The organism is Vibrio sp. QJM3NY_15, from assembly GCF_057785995.1.
Genome location: NZ_CM173518.1, coordinates 765,823 through 786,129, shown reverse-complemented (window position 1 = coordinate 786,129; position 20,307 = coordinate 765,823). Strand labels below are relative to the sequence as shown.

General features: G+C 46.4%; 13 protein-coding genes. 6 read left to right on the top strand and 7 right to left on the bottom strand.

Features of this window, described 5'->3' with window-relative positions; genetic code table 11:
• The first annotated feature begins 128 nt into the window (after positions 1 to 128).
• The 5 genes from AC3CKG_RS19910 to AC3CKG_RS19890 all read left to right on the top strand — a co-directional run bounded on the left by AC3CKG_RS19910 (position 129) and on the right by AC3CKG_RS19890 (position 7,181).
• The gene (locus tag AC3CKG_RS19910) at positions 129 to 1,685 is read left to right on the top strand and encodes a M28 family metallopeptidase (RefSeq protein ID WP_488529873.1); all 1,557 of its coding nucleotides are present in this window, start codon (positions 129 to 131) and stop codon (positions 1,683 to 1,685) included.
• 694 nt (positions 1,686 to 2,379) lie between these two features.
• Positions 2,380 to 2,793, top strand: coding sequence for a methyl-accepting chemotaxis protein (locus AC3CKG_RS19905; RefSeq protein WP_102559973.1), 414 nt, complete (start codon positions 2,380 to 2,382; stop codon positions 2,791 to 2,793).
• Positions 2,794 to 3,032: 239 nt separating this feature from the next.
• Positions 3,033 to 5,630, top strand: coding sequence for a hypothetical protein (locus AC3CKG_RS19900; RefSeq protein WP_488529872.1), 2,598 nt, complete (start codon positions 3,033 to 3,035; stop codon positions 5,628 to 5,630).
• Between the two features lie 12 nt (positions 5,631 to 5,642).
• Entirely contained in the window at positions 5,643 to 6,392 is a 750-nt protein-coding gene (locus tag AC3CKG_RS19895; RefSeq protein ID WP_488529871.1) for an ADP-ribosyltransferase, read from the top strand.
• 15 nt (positions 6,393 to 6,407) lie between these two features.
• Entirely contained in the window at positions 6,408 to 7,181 is a 774-nt protein-coding gene (locus AC3CKG_RS19890) for an ADP-ribosyltransferase (RefSeq protein ID WP_065111637.1), read from the top strand.
• A 107-nt stretch (positions 7,182 to 7,288) separates the two neighbouring features.
• On the opposite strand, the gene lhgO is transcribed toward AC3CKG_RS19890, so the two are convergent.
• From lhgO to AC3CKG_RS19870, 4 genes are all read right to left on the bottom strand, one after another.
• Positions 7,289 to 8,506, bottom strand: coding sequence for an L-2-hydroxyglutarate oxidase (gene lhgO / locus AC3CKG_RS19885; RefSeq protein ID WP_372138848.1), 1,218 nt, complete (start codon positions 8,504 to 8,506; stop codon positions 7,289 to 7,291).
• Positions 8,507 to 8,532: 26 nt separating this feature from the next.
• Complete coding sequence (locus AC3CKG_RS19880; RefSeq protein WP_102502656.1) at positions 8,533 to 10,710, bottom strand: TRAP transporter permease; 2,178 nt, start codon at positions 10,708 to 10,710, stop codon at positions 8,533 to 8,535.
• Positions 10,711 to 10,916: 206 nt separating this feature from the next.
• A complete protein-coding gene (locus AC3CKG_RS19875) occupies positions 10,917 to 11,930 on the bottom strand; it encodes a TAXI family TRAP transporter solute-binding subunit (protein WP_048610053.1) in 1,014 nt (337 codons plus the stop codon).
• Positions 11,931 to 12,250: 320 nt separating this feature from the next.
• Complete coding sequence (locus AC3CKG_RS19870) at positions 12,251 to 13,591, bottom strand: sigma-54-dependent transcriptional regulator (protein ID WP_488529870.1); 1,341 nt, start codon at positions 13,589 to 13,591, stop codon at positions 12,251 to 12,253.
• A gap of 208 nt (positions 13,592 to 13,799) precedes the next feature.
• Here AC3CKG_RS19870 and AC3CKG_RS19865 point away from each other — a divergent pair, with 208 nt between their 5' ends.
• Positions 13,800 to 15,863, top strand: a complete 2,064-nt coding sequence (locus AC3CKG_RS19865; RefSeq protein ID WP_488529869.1) for an ATP-binding protein — start codon at positions 13,800 to 13,802, stop codon at positions 15,861 to 15,863.
• Positions 15,864 to 15,983: 120 nt separating this feature from the next.
• Here AC3CKG_RS19865 and AC3CKG_RS19860 read toward each other — a convergent pair whose 3' ends face one another.
• The 3 genes from AC3CKG_RS19860 to AC3CKG_RS19850 form a co-directional block, all read right to left on the bottom strand.
• Complete coding sequence (locus AC3CKG_RS19860) at positions 15,984 to 18,434, bottom strand: family 20 glycosylhydrolase (RefSeq protein ID WP_488529868.1); 2,451 nt, start codon at positions 18,432 to 18,434, stop codon at positions 15,984 to 15,986.
• Positions 18,435 to 18,598: 164 nt separating this feature from the next.
• Positions 18,599 to 19,234, bottom strand: a complete 636-nt coding sequence (locus AC3CKG_RS19855; protein ID WP_488529867.1) for a bifunctional 4-hydroxy-2-oxoglutarate aldolase/2-dehydro-3-deoxy-phosphogluconate aldolase — start codon at positions 19,232 to 19,234, stop codon at positions 18,599 to 18,601.
• A gap of 19 nt (positions 19,235 to 19,253) precedes the next feature.
• Positions 19,254 to 20,201: a sugar kinase gene (locus AC3CKG_RS19850; protein WP_488529866.1), complete on the bottom strand. Its 948-nt coding sequence runs from the start codon at positions 20,199 to 20,201 to the stop codon at positions 19,254 to 19,256.
• Positions 20,202 to 20,307 lie beyond the last annotated feature (106 nt).

Sequence of the window (20,307 nt, the reverse complement as noted above, 5' to 3'; positions counted from 1 at the left end):
GGGCTCCGAAAGGGGCCCTTTTCGCGGTTATCTGTTTAGAAAATGAAACATCTACACAAAAACATCCACGCACTAAACAAAATTCACAACAATCACCACAACAATACTCACCATAAAAAGGACGACAAATGGCTATTCAAAAAAGCATGCTAGCTTTGGCTGTACTCGGAGGTTCTTTAGCCTTAACCACCAGTACTTCGGCTTACGCATCCCTAGGTATTACACCACCAGCGAACGAAGAAGTTTGGATCACCACCGATGCTGACGCACAGCATATAATGACTCAACATGGCGCAACAGTTTACCCAAGCGTGACTGGAAACAAGCATTCCATCGTCGCGAAAATCAACCAGAAAGAGCTGGCGAAACTATCCAGCCACATGCACGAAGAAACCCACCGTTGTGGTGGCTACATGGTGCACGAAGACAAAGCAAGCGCACTCAAAGCCGCAGCGATGCCACTGACAATTAGCACCTTCGAAAAGCCAGTGATCAGCCATCAAGATACAGTAAACGACCTACTCGCTCAGGTCGAGCCGAACAACATGGTCACAACCATTGAAAATCTAACCAACTTCACCAACCGTTTTTATACTACTTCTACTGGTGTCGCTGCTTCAGATTGGCTTTTAGAGCGTTGGGAAACCGAGATTAAAGATGTACCGTACGCATCTGCACGCCAGATCACGCATGCCGAATACCCGCAGAAATCCGTTGAAGTGACACTGCTTGGCGCTAAATATCCTGAAGAGATCGTCGTTGTTGGTGGACACCTTGATTCGACCGTTGGCTCTTGGACAAGCGAAGGCACCATCTCACCGGGAGCCGATGATGATGCGTCTGGTATTGCAACGGTAACAGAGTCGCTTCGCCTGATGATCGCCAGTGGCATTCAGCCAGACAAAACCATTAAGTTCTATGGCTATGCCGCAGAAGAGGTGGGACTGCGCGGTTCACAAGATGTCGCCAATGCATTAAGAGACGAGCAAGCAAACGTTGTGTCAGTATTGCAATTAGACATGACCAACTACAACGGTTCAGCGCACGATATTACCTTCATCACAGACTATACCGATAGTAACTTAACCGCCTACCTGAGCGAGCTGATCGACACTTATGCTAGTGACATCAGTTACGGTTTCGATGACTGTGGCTATGCCTGTTCTGACCACGCCTCTTGGCACAATGTTGGCTACCCAGCCGCCATGCCATTCGAGAGCATGTTCAACGACTACAACCCAAATATTCATACTCAGCACGACACACTTGAAAACTCCGATCCAACGGCGACACACGCGACCAAGTTCGCCAAACTAGCCATTGCTTACCTTGTCGAAACCAGCCTTGATTCGCCAGTTACGGGCCCTAAAAAGCTGCAAAATGACGTGCCTGTTGAAGGACTTACTGCAGGATATGGTGAAGAGCAATTCTTCACATTTACGACGGAAAGTGCAGGTCAGTTAACGGTAACATTAACAGGCCCTCGTAGTGGCGATGCCGACCTTTATGTGAAACACAATGGTACCGTATCGAAAGCGAGCTACGATTGCCGTCCATACCAGAACAGCAGCAACGAACAGTGTGTATTGAACAAACCAGCGGGTGAATTCAACATCATGGTTCGCGGCTACCGTAACTTTAACGATGTCACCATTGTCGCTAACTTCGTGCCGGGTTTGCAGTAACTAACCAATAGTAGCTAACCTATTGGCAAACTACTTAGGCAAAAACATAACGCAGCTGAACTGGCTGCGTTTTTTTCAGTGGTAACGTAAGTGTAGATGTAGATGAAAATAGTTACTTCACCAAAAGCTAATTAAGAATCCCAGAATATAAATAAAAAGTTATATTTTAACTAAGGAATTTTAATCCCTTAATCCCAACACGCCTACCTTATATTCAATTCTATAAATAACCAACACGAATAATAAAGCGATCACTTAATTAGTTAATGCTTATTCTATTGCTCTCTAACTCGTTAAAAAAATACCTAACCCCCAAATCCAAACGTCTATTTAAATATAATTTCACAAACGCTTATTTAATTACTTATTTAACGAGGCTCAACATCATACCCATGTAATAAAAGAGGATAAATACTAAAAACGGAGTAAGCGACAACAAACACATAGCCAACAAAAACAACAAGTAAGACCAGATCGGCGACATAAGGAAGAACTGGTTCAATTAAATCCAGCACTCCACATAATCATAAAGGCAGACAACCAATACATATAATAAATATTGCATATATCAAACGGATGTATATTATCTATAAATTATTCGAGTTTATATGTGCATTTTATAAGTTTTGTTTTCAATTCAGCAGGGACAACCCTGAATTATACAAATCAAACACTACTTATATTGGGATTAGTTATGAGTAATAAACTAAAAAACATTATTTCTTTTACGGGATTAACTGTCATTTTAATCATGACGACGAGCTTATTAAATTGGAAAAATTTCAAAAAATCGTCAACCGTAAGTAACAGAAAACCGTTGGGATACAAATTTAGTGCCCCCATCGAAGCTGCACTCGCTGGTGTTCAAGGACTTGGCTTTGCCATCTTAGCCGATGAGGTTCGCCACCTCGCTAACCGTACTCAACAAAGTACCACCAAAGTTAAAGACGTTATCACCTCACTTCAACACGAGGCCAACAACTCAATCACCACTGTTGAAGATAGGAAGTCTCAAATTACCACCGCGACGGTAGAGCAAACGCTTGTCGCTGGAGAAATTAATCAGAGTCTTGCGGACATCCATCACAAGGCTCCCGTAAGCGGTTAGCACGTTCAAGATAAACGGTTAAAACCTGTGTTCATTTAACACTAAGTAGGAGAAGTAGTTCCCCCTACTGACAACATCGAAGTTAAACAATCAAGCCACCTCTAAGGAGGCTTGATTCAACGATTTATCGTATCAACCAACACACTAAATCCCTAGCGTTCTCTTTGCCATATTGGCAAGGAGAGGCTTTTTGCTTTCTAAAATAAGCAAACAACTCCACAAACAATAAGGATAACTCTATGAAATTAAATAGATTAGCGCTCATTTCGGCCATAATTTCATCTAGCGCCGGCGCTTTTGAAATCTGTAAGATCGGGGACGAATATAACGTCTTAGATAGTGAAAGCTTCCACCAAATCCGCCAAAAAAATTACGATGCATTTAGTGATGGCATTACCCCTGAAAACCTTTTTCCATCGGCGCCGGAACACATTATCGACTTAAAACCATCTCTATCCGAAGCCAGTGATATTTTGCCAGAAACCGCCACATTACTGGATACAGGGCCAGCCTCGGCGATTGCAATTGAACCGGTAGAAGCGACACGGTTAATGGAAACCTTGGGGCGTTCAACCAGTAACCTGGCAAAAGGCGCGTTAGAAGCTTTGGGCCCAATTGGTGATGCGGTTGCAGTCGGCCTTTGGGCAAATGACGTGGCCAATAGCTTTCAGGACGAATCGCGCACCTCTTATGACAGGTTCGCCACCGTTATGGAGTTGGTCGATTGGTTTGGCGTATTAAAGCTTCCAGCCAGAGAAATAGATCGTCAAATATTGAGTAGCCGTTGGGATAGGATTGCGGCGGGTGACCATTATAGTTATCGCGTTCATGATGACCTGATTACTCAGCAAGATCTGAGAGACAAAAACCATTGGGCTGAACTCGCATCCAAACAGCAGGCTATGTTAAACGCAGTAGCACAAGGCTTCGCGACCGATCTTGCACTCAAATACCAACAGCATTATCAAGAAGTCGTTCAAGCTCAAACCATCATGGCAGAAGAGCTGATTACAGGTGTCGAGCATGAACTGCGCAAAACCCTCTTTAGCGAGCTTGCAGTCGATCATCAAGGTTCTCGCCTTTTCGCATCAGACATTGCCTTAAGCTGTAACGAAGAAGCCCAAGCATTGGCAGAGCTGTACCCTCAACAAGATGTTGAAGAAAACAATAACCGTCCACCAGCGGTGCCGTCAAAACGCCAAGCCAATCGAGCTCTTGCCAAACTCCAACACTGCCAGCAACAACTACTGGATGAAGCGATTACCAAACTTGATGCCTTGCGAACAGGACAAATTCCGGGCCTTGACCAAGCCGCTGTGGAACAACTTTATACCCGAACGTTAGCAGCAAAGACGCAGATCATTGAAACCGCGGACAACCATGTCAATTTGCTCAAGAGTAAGCTGCAAAAAGAGATGTTTACACAAGGTGAAATCGCCGTTGAACAACTATTCAGTTCAGGCTCTGTAGACACCATGCATAACTTCCTCAAGGCGCAAGCGGAACGAAACGCTATCGACGAAATGACACGCAGCATTCTTGGCCGCCCTGCGAGCACACAAGAAATACGCAACAAAGAGATTGTTCTCCAAAGCGGTTACAGAAAGTGCGTCCGTATTGGTATTCTCGGAGGAGATCCTAATTTTCGTGGCTGTGTCGAATATGCTTGGATACCAGCGGAAACTCGCCCGTTTAATCCATCTGAAGATACGGTTATTGCGCAAATCTACCCGCCGAATAAAGAAGTGGTGAAGCGAGTTCTTTTCGATACGCTAAGCACCTTGATTGCCAATGGCTGGAACTCAGAAGACGAGGAGCATTGGTTAGAGCAACAGATCTTGAATTTTTCTGCACAGCAACGCCTAAAACAACAAGCCGAATTCGATAAACAACAGGTTTATCACTGGCTGTTAGATTCAACCGCGCAACTAGGAGGTAAATGTACAGGTGGCAGTTCATGCGCAGGCTGGAGCCCTTCTTACCTTCAAACAGTGAACCTATCACGTCAATCGTCGCTGCATTACATCAACAATTGGCATACTAACTATTCGGGCAAATACGCAAATGTACACTCAAAGCGTTATCAAAAGCTCGAAAGCCTCATCGCTGTGGCGCTGGCAAGCGAATGGCAGGCCAAGCAAGCAGTAGAATTTTTTAGTTTTACTTATCCAGGTAGTGCCGATCTCGAAACTAACGCGCCATTAATTTACTCAGCACTCAAGTCTTCATCGCTAGACATTACGGACCTGCAAGGTAATACGCTACAGCTGGCTAAAGGAATAGTGAAAACTCGACTTGCCGAGGCGATAAGCGTGTCAGACAGCAACGGTATTGAGTGGCTACATTCACAAGTGGGCCAATTCCAACGTTACACGTCAATCATCCACTCACAGCACATTTCTACAGGGCATTACGCTTCTGGATTAGAGGATGTTCCCGCTCTATTCTCTGAAATGCTACCCGCGCACCTAATGCGATACCTAATTTCAGACATTATCCCTGATAACTATGATGCCCGTTTGGAGCGCTCAATTGAGGCACTGTTTAATCCAGCCTCAGAACTCAACCAAAAACTAGACAGCTTAAGCCGCACCAATGAAAGCTTTACCAACAAACCGGGTCGCAGCTGCTTGATCTACTATCCGCACCTTAAGAGAGTTCTTCTCAGTGTGGCTGAAGAAGAAGATCTGTACTGGCTTTCACCTATCTCAGAATGGTACGACGCAGTCACTCGACAACAACTTAATACGTTTCGCGCACTTCAGTCTGCCGTAATCAACCAGAATACTTTCGGCATTCCTTGCGACTTAAGCCCAAACAGCTACCAATACCAATAACGGATGACCACTATGAATATTCGTTTTTTATTACTTCTTTGTTGTCTGAGTTTTACTGCCTTCTCTCAACCGTTTGATGCGATCAAACAGCCAAACCGTTCAGAGGAAGAGGTCACCCAGCTAGCAGAAGACTTCAACGACTGGTCAAAGGCTTCCAATGGTTGGCGCTACTCCTTCATAACTGCCAATGAAAAGGAAGCTGTGGAAGACTTTTCAATTTCCGGCTATCAGACCGCTAATGACTACCTAAGAGCAACTGACACCTCAACATGGGGTGTCGCGGGGGCGGATGCGAGGCAGTACATTCGCACGGTTAAATCGGCTCTCAACAAGCTGCCAAAATACAAAGGGACCGCCTATCGAGGGACTTGGGTAAAACTATCTCTGCTTAACAAGCTCGAAGAGGGGGACGTGTTGGTCGAGCCAGCATTTACTTCAACCTCTACTCTCCCAGAAGTCGCTAAGCGCTTTTCGGTAGTGCATCCCAACTCCCCACAAAGGCTCAAGCGAGTGCTGTTTGAAGTAAAGATCAATCAAGGGGGTCACACCATTGCAGGGCTTTCGGAATACAGCAAAGAAGCAGAGGTTCTATTTGCGCCAAATGCACACTTTCGAATCACCCAGATAGAGCGAACTTCTAACCATACCTACATCGGCGTTGAGACAGTGAAGGCGTCTGCCGTCAAAAATACTCAGAAATATAACCTCTATTCAGGCGAAGAAGTAGAAGCGTCATTTTGGCACTCTCTCGTTTGCACATAAACTAAGGATCAAGCAATGAAAAAATTTATTGGAGTGCTTTGTCTCTCTTTAATGACAAGTTTTTCGGCACAAAGTGAGGAGTTTCCTGAGTTTAAAGGGCGTTCACTCTCCTATCAGGCGCAACAACAAATTGCGGATGACTTGATGGATTGGGCAACGACGCACCATGTAAAAGCAGAAAAAAAGATGGTGCCAGAAGAGTATTCCGCAATCAAAAACTATGGCCGAGTGGATCACGACGTGGTCAATGAATACATGAGGGCGGGAGAACCTGAAGGGTATTTGTCAGAAATGTTTGGTCGAACATTAAAGTCGCGAGTCTTTCATATGCGGAATGTGATGAATAAATTACCCAACTACAAGGGTACCGTTTATCGAGGTTCATCAATCAAGAACTCGCTACTGGAAAAGCTCAACATCGGTGACATTCTGCACGAGAAAGCGTTTTTATCGACTTCGACATTACCGAGTGTTGCCAAGAACTTTTCGTCGGCTGGTGTTTACGAAGGCGCCTCTGCCGCTCAATTCAAAATTGAATTAAAGTCAGCAGGTCGGGCGATCAATGCTTACACGTTCAAACCGGATGAAGCTGAAATACTCGCTAAACCCAACACTTACTATCGAGTAGAAGCGATTGAAAAAATATCGCCACACAAAAACTACATCAAGATGAGAGAGGTAAAAAACCCTAGTCGTTATCTTAAGGCTGAACCCGATATCCATATATACGACAGCTTTAATGGTGAAGAAGTCTCCCTTCGAAATCGCAGTTCCCTCTACTGCCTGTAGCGTGATGCACCGTCTTCTCAGATTATGCTCTTAACAAGCGATTAAATACAAAAAGACCATCATTATGATGGTCTTTTTTATTACTGAGATTCGCTAATCTAGCGCTATTATCTGGCGGTTTTACGCATCACCTTGCCACAAATATACTCACCAATCGGCATCGCCGAAGTCGCCGCTGGCGATGGTGCATTGCACACGTGCAAGCTTCTTGGGCTTTCCGCAAACAAGAAGTCGTGAACCAAGGTACCATCCTTCAGTACAGCTTGGGCACGAATGCCTGCTGGGTAAGGTTTGAAATCTGACACCGTAATGCTCGGGCAATATTTGTTCACTAACTTTAGATAGCCCGGCTTCCACCACGAGTTTTTAAACTCGACCAAACCGGTTTTTAGATTATTCGCAGTCACTTTCCAAAAGCCCGTAAAACTCAGCATCTGCCAAGTGTCCTTGAAACTAAAGTTAAGCTTGCCATAACCTTCTCGCTTCCAGCCTTGAACTGCATTTGGCCCTACTGTTACGGAGCCATCAATCATGCGTGTTAAATGCACGCCCAAGAAAGGCAGTTCTGGGTCAGGGATAGGATAGATAAGATGATTCACCACTTGGTTGTGTTTAGCATCCAACTGATAATATTCACCGCGATATGGGACGATTTGGAAGTCTGTTTCAATGCCAAGCATGCTGGTCATTCTGTCGGCCATCAAACCTGAACATGTAATCAAGAATCGGCTGTTCAGTTGTAGAGTTTGACCATCTACTTTGCACGTTAACTGCACCTCATCTTCTTGCTCATCTGCCATAATCACCTCAGTACCAAGGCTGAGCTTACCACCCGCTTCAACAAACTCTTGAGCCATCACTTCGGTGACTTTTTTGTAGTCGACGATACTGGTGGTTTTCACATAAATCGCGCCCAAGCCCGTGATGTTCGGCTCGGCAAGTTTCAGCTGCGCTTGATCTAAGAGGTCGACATCAATGTCGTTATCATGACAACGTTGATAGAGCGCGTTCATGCGCTCCACTTCCTGCTCATTGGTCGCGACCAACAGCTTGCCACAGTTTTCGACAGGGATATCGTGCTGACTGCAAAAGGCGATGGTGCGCTCTACGCCACGCTTACAAAAATCCGCCTTTAAACTGCCCGGAGCGTAGTAAACGCCAGCGTGAATCACACCACTGTTATGACCTGTTTGGTGCTGCGCAAAGCCACGCTCCTTTTCGACTAAAAGGATACTTTTGTCAGGATGAGCTTGCTGTAATTGCCATGCCGTCGACACGCCAACAATGCCACCACCAACGATAATATAGTCGTATGTTGAGTTCATAATATTCCTACATTCAATCCTTTTAATTATAGGGAAGACGCGACAGTGTCAGGTTCGGTTTGAGGCAAAGATTCTTGCTCATCTTCCGATTCCTTTTTCACTTGATTAGCATCGTATTGACGAGCCGTGTGAATAAAGAGACCAACGAAAAGTGCAACGCACACTAGGCGAATCACGACGGAAATGTCAGGCCAAACCAATGCCACACCCAGCACGATTAACACAGCACGAGTCAGCAGATTAATTTTATTTTCTAGATAGCCTTCAATCGCAGCAACAAACGCGTAAGTACCAATAATAGCAAAACCACCCGTGACCAAAACGGAGGTCACATCCCAACTTACTAAGTTGGTGTAGGCAATCAACAATGGCACTAAGTACAAGCCTTTTGCGATCTTCCATGCCATTAATCCCGTTCTCATCGGTGGCGTTTTAGCAATGGTTGCGGCGGCGAATGCGGTTAAACAAACCGGTGGAGTCACATTGCTGTCTTGCGATAACCAAAAGATGATCAAGTGTGCAGAAAGTAGTGCAAGGCTGATTGCTTCCAAGCCTAAGCTTTGCTCAAGTAGCGTTTCGACAAAATCAGCAGGGACTAACGCAATCATCTCTTTGGCTGTTTCGAGTGCCATTGGCGCATTTAGTAAATCCAGTTTGTCTGGTGCCGCCAACATGAAGATGGCTTTTGCCTGTTCAGGTAACTGACCTGAAACCAGCAAGTCGAGCAACTGGCTTTCAGCAATCAGCTTGTACAGAGCAGGAGCAGACAGAGTACCCAACACGATGTAAGCCGCGGTTACTGGCAAGCCCATACCCAAAATCAAAGATGCCAACGCGATTAAGGCAATCATCACCAACAAGTCGCCGTTCGCCCAGCTGTTGATCATCAGCGAGAAGGTGTTACCAATTCCGGTCGTACTGATCACGTTGATAACGAGGCCAATACCCACCAACAATACCGCCGTGGTTGCCATGTTTTTTGCGCCTTGAGAAAGCGCTTCGATGATCGCCTTTGGACCCATTTTGTGATTTTTAGAGAACCATGAAGCCACCACGACAGACAGAATCGAGATACCCGCTGCGTAAGTCGGCGTGAAGCCCTTCACCAACAGAGTCACCAACACCGCTAATGGGATCAGGTTGTGCCAGCCCGACAGTAATACCTTCAATAGAGGTTCACAGCCAGAAGTGACTTTTTGCACGCCACTGCGTTTTGCTTCAATACGTACGAAAAATGCCACAGACAAAAAGTAGATAAGCGCAGGTAAGAAGGAAACCGCAATGATGTCGACATAAGGGATCTGGGTGTAAGACGCCATGATAAACGCCCCTGCCCCCATCACTGGTGGCATCAACTGCCCGCCCGTCGATGCCGCCGCTTCAACACCTGCCGCGAAACGCGAAGGGAAGCCTGCCTTTTGCATCAACGGAATACTTATCACACCCGTCGATACGGTGTTTGCTACGCTCGAACCAGACACCGATCCCATCAAGCCTGAGCCAATTACCGCGATAAAGCCTGGGCCACCAATCACCTTGCCAGCCGCTGCGCGAGACACATCAATGATGTAATCACCGACACCCGAACGCACTAAGAATGCGCCAAATAAAATGAACATAAACACGAAGGTCCAGCTGATTCTAGAGATCGAACCGAACATCCCTTCTGATGAGTAAAAGCTTCGATAAAGCAGTGTTTCAAGGCTTAGACCCGGGAAGTGGAAGATGCCGCTGGTCCATTGTCCCCACAGCACCACATAGCTCAAACACACCAAGATAAGCACCGGAATAAACCAGCCCATGGTGCGGCGAATCAGCTCAATAACGATGGCAATCGCCAAGATAGAGAAGAACCAATCACTGGCGATAAACTTCACGCCTCGCTCATAAAGGGCGTCTTCTGCAAAGGGGATATAGATAAGACAAGCCAGAGCCGCCAAAGCGATTCCGATGTCTACCGCCAGAGCAATTTTGCTTTTTTTCAGTGAGATATGGGCGGGATACCAAAGCGCACAAATGATCGCAAAACCGGCGAAGTGGGTCGCCGAGATCCAGAGCTCAGGCAAGGTAGATAAGGTGTTAAACCAAATGTGTAACAACGAGAGGATCACTCCCATTGTTGTTATCGCTTTGCCTACCCACGGAAAATCCGTTCGGGTCGGCAGTTCAAATTTTTTCAGTTCCTGCTGCAGCGAATCGCTCATAGAAAACTCCTGCTCTCCGCAGCAAACACGAAGAGAAAATCCATAAAGTGAGGAGGCGCACGAACAAATTCTTGAGCGAACGTGCACCAAGCAATTAAGTCACGAAGGGGTTAGTTGAGGGCAACAAACCGTTAGTTCACAGACCAACAGTTAGCTAGCGACAAATCATTAACTCACGAACCAATAGCTACCTGACAACAGATAAGCTAGTTAACGATCAACTCAGAAGGGACATCGATGCCCACTTCTTGGTAGTAACGTGCAGCGCCCGGGTGAAGCGGAACAGGCAGACCTGCGATCCCTTTCTCGAGAGCCATTGCTTTGGTTGCTTTGTGGATACCTTGTAGGAAAGGTAGGTTTTCATAGATAGCTTTGGTCAGCTGATACACGTCTTCTTCAGAAATGTCTTCACGAACCGCTAGAAAATTGGGTTGAGCAATAGTGGTAATCGGCTTATCAACACCTGGATAAGTGTTTGCAGGGATCTCATATTTAGTCCAAATGTTGTAATCGCCGTTCGCTTGCTTGATTTGCGCATCAGTAAACGACAGGATTTGAATGTCTTCACCCAAGGCTGCAAACGCTTGAGTTACCGCACCAACAGGCACGCCAGCGGGCGTATTCATGCCATCGATAGTGCCATTTTGTAGTGCGCTGGCACTGCCGCCGTAACCCATAAAGGCGAGTTTAAATTGTTCTGGGTTAACCGACAGACCTTGCATGATCTGGCGTCCTGAATTCTCTGTACCTGAGTTCTTCTTACCGATAGAGAATTTCTTGCCATTTAGATTTTCTAGATCACTCATGGTGCCCGTTTCTGTCAGATCAGAACGCACAATAAAGTGTTCAACGTTTTGCCATAACATAGAGACTGAACGCAGTTGTTTTTGACTGCCTGACTTCTCATATGGACCAAGCCCTTGCCACGCCCACGCGCCATATAAACCTTGCAGAATGGCAAACTGTGCTTCGTTCTCATTGAGAAGTTTCACGTTCTCGCCCGATCCTGCTGAGCTGATAGCCGCCAAAGAAAAGTGCTGCTTTGGCGCAAGCTTAACTTTACTCAATGTCGCTAAAGCCACACCCACTGGATAGTAAGTACCACCCGTTGAGGCCGTCGCTAAAATGTAGCTGCGATCTTCTTGAGCTGAGGCATTGCTGATAAGGCCGATAGAGGCCATTGCGATTGCTAAAGTTTTAACTAGCTTGTTGTATTTCATTATTACTCTCCATGTAGAGTTATTCACGTTATATTTTTGTTAACAACAATTGCTAGATAGCAAGCACAATGCCAATTTTCAAGTTACTGTTTTAATTGATATTTATTTCAAATCGTACCTAAAGCAAGCCATTTCTTGCTTATTTGACTACGAATCAATGAGCTATTTTTTGCTTATCCCAAACCGCGAATAACATCGGATTAAAGGTAGCCAAGTCACACTGTGTTACATTTGCGTGATCAATGTTTATAAAATGATAAATATATGATGAGCCATTTTTTGCTCATTGATTCAGACAGCCTCTCTAATCTCATCATCACTTACGAATCGACATAATCGCTTCGGTTCAACGCATAACGCACCATCTTTTGGTTCAATGTTCGACGGGGTAAATCCAAATCTTGCATCACATCATTGATACGCCCCTGATAACGCACTAGCGCATCATGAATCACTTTCCGTTCAAAGCTCTGCACTTGAACCGCCAACGGGATGCCTGCCGTTGTGGACTCTGTGACAGAATTGGGGCGACACGCCAAGATATCGCCCACTGTTAAGCTTTCATCCAACGCAAAACGAATCGCAACATTGCGCAGTTCACGCACATTGCCCGGCCACGCATACGACAACAAGGCATAGCGATCGGCCTCACTGGCAACTCGGGTTTCACTGTTCGCTTCTTGAGTGAAGTGTTCGAAAAGAATCAAAGCATCGTCTTCTCGTTCACTAAGGGGAGGTAAATGCAGTTGGGCAACGTTCAAACGATAGAAAAGGTCTTGGCGAAAATAGGGGTGATTCAGTAGATCGCTTTTCGAGGCAGAGACCACTCGCAGATCAACATGTTGTTGCTGATTACCGCCGACGCGTTCTACGACATTATCTTGCAAGGTGCGCAGCACTTTGACCTGCATCGACAGCGGCATACTTTCTATTTCATCAAGGAACACTGTGCCTTTGTCGGCAAATTCCAGCTTACCAATGCGTCGTTTGGCCGCACCAGTAAACGCTCCGGCTTCGTGTCCAAACAGCTCGCTTTCAAAGAGATTTTCTGGGATTGCGCCACAGTTAAGCGGTACAAACGGATGGGGTTTACGCAGGCTAAACTCATGCAAACAAGAAGCGACCAGCTCTTTACCGCAGCCAGTTTCACCATAAATGATCACATTGGTATCAATCGAGGCGACTTTTTGTATTTGCTCTCGCAATTCACACATCACTTTACTGCGACCAATCAGCACCTGTTCAATGCCCTTCAGGTTATCCAGATAGTTCTGACGACTGTTTCTGTCTTGGCCACTTTGATGTTTGTCGACCGCTTCCGAAACCGTTTGAGAGAGGCGCTCAGGGTCGAATGGCTTTTCAATGAAATCATACGCGCCTTGCTGTAACGCCTTCACGGCCATATCGACATCACCGTGACCCGTAATCAAGATGACAGGCACCTCAGGTACTAACTGCTTAAATCGCGCAAGCAACTCAACACCATCAATATCTGGTAAACGAACGTCGGTGATGATGGTTTGGAAATCACCCTGCTCTACCGCGTTTAACGCATCTTGCCCAACCTCAAATGCGGTGACATCGAAGCCAGCTAATTGTAACCATTGGCTGGTTGCTTGACGCACAATTGCATCATCTTCAATCAAAGCTATACGCTGCATGGTTTGGTTCCGCCACTTACCTCTGAATAATGTCGCCCACGGTATGTAAAAAATCCGCAGACGAAAAGGAGCTAGCTCCCACTTTGAATAACACTCCTTTAACAGTTTTATAATGTTTGTTAGCTTCAACTTGTCTCACTCTCCATTCGCTTAAAAAGCAAACAGAAAACCTTCTCAAGTCACTAGTTTTAAAAGGATTTGATCAGCAATGATGAATAACAATCGATATTGGTTATTCCTATGTGCCTGTTTATTAATTGGTTTGGTTCAGGTAACCACCAAAAGTGGCATAAGCCAATGGAAGCTCGAACAAGCCCAACGCTATGCAGAACAGCGCTTCCTCGGATACATTGCCGAAGCCAGACGTACCCTGAAACGCTTCTATTATCTGCCCTACCTAGTGACGAACGATGAAACCAGTGTGCGTTTCATTGATGGTGAAGCCCGCCTCGAAAAGCGCATTAAGAAGCAGCTGATTCAACTGGATAAAGCGGCCAACACCAAGGGCTGGTATCTGCTTTCAGGCAAAGGCGAGTTGTTAGTATCGAGCGTTGAAAGAAGCAAACTGAGTAAAAAGAACGCCAGTACGATTGTGTCGAAAATCCACCAGCAAGGTGGTGCTATCTCTGTAGTGACAAAAAACAAAGGCGTAACACCCGATTACTTTATTGCCGCGCCGGTTTATCGGGCGTCCGATGTGGTCGGTATTGTTGCAGTACAAATCGACCTATCGTTGCTGACCGATCAATGGTTTGCCGATGGTGAAGCGATCCTGTTCCAGAACCCTCGCGATCAGTTCTTTCTGTCGAGTGATAAACGACTGAGCGCAGACTGGTTCAACGACACGTTCAACTCACAACCAAGCACAACAAAACGCGAGCTGTACGACCAAACCCATATTCGCGTGTGGCGGCTGCAAGATAAAGATTACCTGATTCAGTCAATCAAGTTAGATGACCTTAATTGGCGTTTAACCTACCTGACGCCATTAACCAGCCTCAACCAGACCACTAGCTGGATCAGCTGGAGTGTGGCAGTTGGCTGTCTTTTCATTCTGCTGTTGCTAGTTATTCTTTATCAAAGACGTCAGAAAAAGCTCAGTAATCTGCGAATCCAAAAGCTCATCGAAGAGTCAGAAAAACGACTGTCTGGAATGATCAATAAAACCCACGTTGGGCTGGTGCTGATCGATAAACATGGTCATATCCACGATATTAACCTGATGGCGAAGAACTACTTTTGCCTTTCTGATTCGATGATCAGCAACATTAAGGCATGGCAGTTATTTGAAGCAGGCAACCCAAATTCAACCACGTTACAACTACTCAAGAACTTGGAACAACACCAAGAGCTGGCCGAGATCACCAGCGTCGAAACCATGGCAAGGCGCAGTGATGGCAGCTACTTCCCTGTGCTGTTCTCTATTAGCTCATTTCCTTGGCATTCAACGCCTTATTACCTGTGTACCGTAATCGACATCAGCAAGCGTAAGAAAGCAGAAATTGCAGTACAAAACGCCAATAAAACACTGCAACTTCGGGTAGAAGAGCGAACCCAAGATCTCAAAGACGCGCAGCAAGAGTTGGTGGAATCAAGCAAACTTGCCGCATTAGGGCGGATGTCGAGTGCGATCACTCATGAGCTTAATCAACCGCTTACTGGTCTAAAAACCCTGCTTTCAAGTAATCAATTACTGATGGAAAGAGGTGAGACCAAGATGTTGAAAGCGAACATGGACTTAGTCATGAGCCTCATCGACAGAATGGCAAACATGACCAGTCAATTGAAGTCGTTCGCCTTTAAAAGACTTGAGAAGCCCTATCCAGTTTCTCTCACCGAGGCACTGCAAGAAACCCTACGAATTCACCAAGCCGAATTAGACAACGTCGATATTCGCATACGTGTCGCCTCTAATATTTCGATGGTGATGGGAGAAGAGGCGCGACTTCGTCAAGTGCTTGGCAACCTAATCAGAAATGCTGTGGACGCTACGCAGAATCAAACACCCGCGACCATTGTTATCAGCGCACATACCGATCAACAACGTGTGATCATCAAGGTGCAAGATAATGGCTGTGGCGTGTCAGAAGACCAACTCGAAACCATTTTCGAACCGTTTCATACGAACAAAAAGATGGGCGAAGGCTTAGGACTCGGGCTGGCTATCACTGCAAACAATGTGCGGGATATGCAAGGCACCTTGATAGCCAAGAACAACCCAGATCAAGGCATGACATTCACGTTAACGCTACAGAATATTGATAGTGAGTAATCGCTTACACAGAGTTTCGAATTCACACTCTATTGAGAAGCTAAAACTAAAAAACCGCCCACAGAGGGCGGTTTTGATTCAATTATTGGCGTGTGACTTATTCGCTAATCCGTTAACGGCTTAGTAAGCTAACTGCTTCAACAAGAGCTCTGTCGGGCGAACAATCGCGATGATCGATTCGTCGTAGATCTTCGCTGAATCAGACAGTATCGCTTGGTAGGCATTCGCATCTGATGCTCGAATTTTCTCACCCGCTTGTGCTTTAGCAATCAAGGTTAACGCCAAGTCTGCGACTTCCGCCGTTTTCTCTGCGACAATCACAGTCTCTACCGAAGATACATTACCTGCGAAGACAGTTTTAGCAGCGAGTGCAGCCGCTTTTGCTTGATGATAATGCTGTGAAAGTTGCTCAAGCGCTTGTTGATTACCCGTCGCGACTTCGTTGACCAAATCTTGCATCTCATACACGGCGTAGCTTTCGACTGGCAGTGCATCAACAAAGCGGTTTAGACGCTCGTATTGGCTGTATAAAGTGCCCTTAGGTTCAGTTGAGTTCCACTTCTCCCAGTTGCGAGCATAGTACTGTGCTGGTTCAGTGTATTTCGCAAGCACGCGCAGGTCGTGGATATCCTGCCCTTTGGCAATACGTTTTAACAGCATGTCCGCATCCGCATGATGACGTAGGCCAACCGACACTTCAGACCATGTATCCATCGCTTTCATACGCTTGTACATGCTGCGCTCGTCCGTCAATTCCGCATCAGACCAAAAGCGCTCTGCAATCGCATAGCTGCGCGGCCATAGGTAGTTTTCGACCGTGAGGCTGTCTTTGTTTTCTAGCCACATGGTGATCTCACCACCTAAAATCAGCTCTTTTTCCTTGTCGGTTAGCTCCGCAGGGTAGCCACCGTTTGGCTCAGGAATCACGCTGCCTTCAACATCACTGCTCGCAATCACTTCACCTGTGGTTGGCCAACGCACGTTACCCACCAGTTGGTAACTGCCTTCCGCAAACCCATTTGGATTCAAGTTCAAGTTAAACTCGGTGTACGACATGAAGTTATCGAAGTGACCGACAAAAGTTTTACCCGGCACATAATCAAGGATGTAGATCTCTTCACGAGACTTGCCGTTGTAATCACTGAATGCGCGGAAAGTGCCGTCTTTCGCTTCAATGATAGTCAGTGTTCCCTTACGTGGGCCGCCTTTTGAACGAGGCTTCTGCCATTGGTACGTCACGAATTTTTCGCCGCTGTGCAGCTTATCGTCAACTGTGATGCCAGTTGGCATTGGGTCATTGCGATAGTGGTAGCTCGTCGGCTGAGGTTGATCTAGGTAGTAACCTGTAGAAAGAATACCTGGGTAGCCCTCTTTCGCCGCACGACCAATGCTGTCGTGCCCTTGCCAGCTTTGAATTACGATGGAAGTCGGCAGGTCTTTATGCCAAATCTCATCCCAACCAGTCATCTTCTTACCGCGCTCTTCGAGCATCTTCTCAACTTTTACATTGAGGTAAGACTGCAGACCACGCTCGCCATCGATATTGTTTTCTTCAATGAACTGTTGGTGCTTTTCGCTGTTTTTCCACTGTGCATAATTCGGCTCATCGCCACCAATGTGGAAGTACTCATCAGGGAACAGCTTGGTCACTTCATCAAACACATCACCTAGCATCTCATAGACTTCAGGGTTCAGTGGATCCATCAGTGGTTCAAACACGCCCCAGCCACGCTCTTGATCATAGCTTTGACCTTCCGCGCCAGACATCAGGCGCGGGTAAGCATGAGCAACCGCAGAAGAATGGCCCGGAAGAGAGACCTCAGGAATCACACGAATACCAAGATTACGAGCGTATTCAACTAGGTAGCGAATTTGGTCTTTGGTGTAGTAATTACCATCAGCAGTTTCAGACCACAGACGCGGCCATGATTCGGTTTGAATGCGAATGCCTTGATCGTCCCAGAAGTGCCAATGGAACACGTTCATCTTCGCCGACGCCATCGCATCTAACTGACGAATCAGCACATCGAATTCAATGAAGTGACGTGAAGTATCGTAAGAGACACCACGCCAGCGGAAGCGAGGCTCATCGACAATGGTTATAGCAGGAATGTGGTAGCCAGTCGCAGTGGTTTCAACGAGCTGTAAAAGGGTTTCGATGCCGTGGATAGCGCCATATGGGCTTGGAGAGCTCAGCGTGATTTGTTCACCCTGAGTCGTAATTTTGTAGGACTCTACAGAGTCGATGTTCTGTACTTCAGACTTTGGCGCCGCGTCGATATCAATGATCAGGTTCGCTTCGTCTGCACTATCCACCTGCCAATTTAGAATCGGCACACCCGTCTGGCGCTCAAGGCGATCAATAAAGCGTTTCGCCGTGTACTCAACGCGATCAGAATTAAAGCCTTTGATGTAAACCTTGAAGTTACCGTCGACCTTAACTTGCCCAGCTTGCAGCTCGACCGTTTGTGGGTAAGGCATTAAATTTAGATCGGCATTTGGAGCCATTGCTAACGCCATTGGGGACACTACTGAACCTGAAATCAATAGGGATAATATAGTTTTTTTCATTATTAGTTTTCCTATATAAATATGGTTCTGTTTTGTTTATCAGAGGCGATTCACAAAACAGAACCATCAGCCACTGCTGTTGTTCGTTATCTCTCATTCGATAGCTTGTTCTCGCTAGTTCAAAAAATTGTTGCGAGCTCCAAGCTTATCGTTAGGTCAAAAGCTTATTGCTCGTTAACAAGAGCGACCGCTTCAAGAACCAATACTGCAATCTCATCCCATTGCTCGTTCTCGATCATCTTTGGCGACACCATCCAAGTACCACCACAGCACACCACGCGATCCACTGCTAAGTAGTCATTCACGTTGTGTTTACCGATACCGCCCGTTGGCATTAAAGACACATCAACGTATGGCGCTAGCAGAGACTTCACCATGTTGATGCCACCAGACGCTTCTGCAGGAAAGAACTTCAAGAAGTTAAGACCAAGCTCTAGCGCTTGCTCAACTTGGCTTGGGTTGTTTACGCCCGGAACGATTGGCATACCGATTTCTTGGCAACGTTTTACAGTATTTGGATTTAGACCCGGAGCCACGATGAATTCGCTGCCGGACTCTTTCGCTAGGTCGATCTGCGCTGGCGTTAATACTGTGCCGGCACCGATACACATCTCTGGATACGCATCGCGCATCGCACGAATCGCGTCAGCTGCCGCTTCAGTACGGAATGTGACTTCAGCAACTGGTAGGCCGTTTTCTACCAACACCTTTGCCAGTGGAATCGCGTGTTCAACCTTGTTGATTTGGATAACAGGGATAACTTTGAATTGCTTAAGTTTGTTGATCATTTCTTGAGACATAATAATTCCGCTTTTTATTTTATTTTTTAATCAGTTGGCTCATAGCGCTCACGGGGATGATTGCGCCAGAGTATTGAATAACGATTGAAGCCAGTTGGTGGCCAAGTTCGGCTGCGTCGGTGGCGCTCTCGCCAGTAAGACGCGCAGCTAAATAACCCGCAGCGAATGAATCGCCCGCCGCGCAGGTGTCGACCACGTTAGAAACACGCGTCGCTGAGACATAATTCTCAACAATATCGCCCTGTTCAACTTGAACAATCTTGCATGGCTCGCAGCCACGTTTGATGACGACCTCTTGGCAACCCAAACGCAGGCAGCGTTGTTGAACGCTCTCTGAGTTACCCCAGACAAGCAGGTCGTCGTCTTCGGTAATCAAGGCAATATCGACCAATGGCAGTAACTTGGAGTACCAATGTCGAGCTTGCTCGGTGCTCCAAAGTTGCGGGCGATAGTTGTTATCAAAAATTACCTTGCCGCCTTGGTTTGAGAACACTCTAGTGGCTTTGAATAGGCGCTCACGAGAGGCATCATCCAATATCGCGATACTGATACCGCTGATGTAAACCGCGTCGACTTGCTTCTCTGTCAGAGCGATTTCAAGCTTATTCAAGTCATTAGCATGGAAGTAAGATTTTACTGCCGCATCGTTGCGCCAGTAGTGAAAGTGTCGCTCGCCCGTTTCATCGGTTTCGACCATGTAGAGTCCAGGCAGCTTGTTCGCAATGCGTTCAACGAAATTGGTTTGAATACCCTCTAGCTGCCAGCTATCAATCATATTTTGAGACAGTTCATCGCTACCAAGACCCGTCGCGTAATGAACAGAGAGGTTTTGATGTTGGGTTAAGCGAGAAAGGTAAAGTGCGGTATTGAGCGTGTCACCGCCGAATTTTTTGGTTAATGGAGAGCCGCTGATTTCGACCATGCACTCGCCAAAGAAAGCAATATTGAAGTTAGAAGATGCAGGCATAGCAGATCCTAAAATAGAGAGATAAATGGGGAAGAAGGCCCTACCGCGAAGCAGAGCCTGAGCTAGCTAAACCACTCCACAACTTGTTGTACTGAATTTGTGGTAC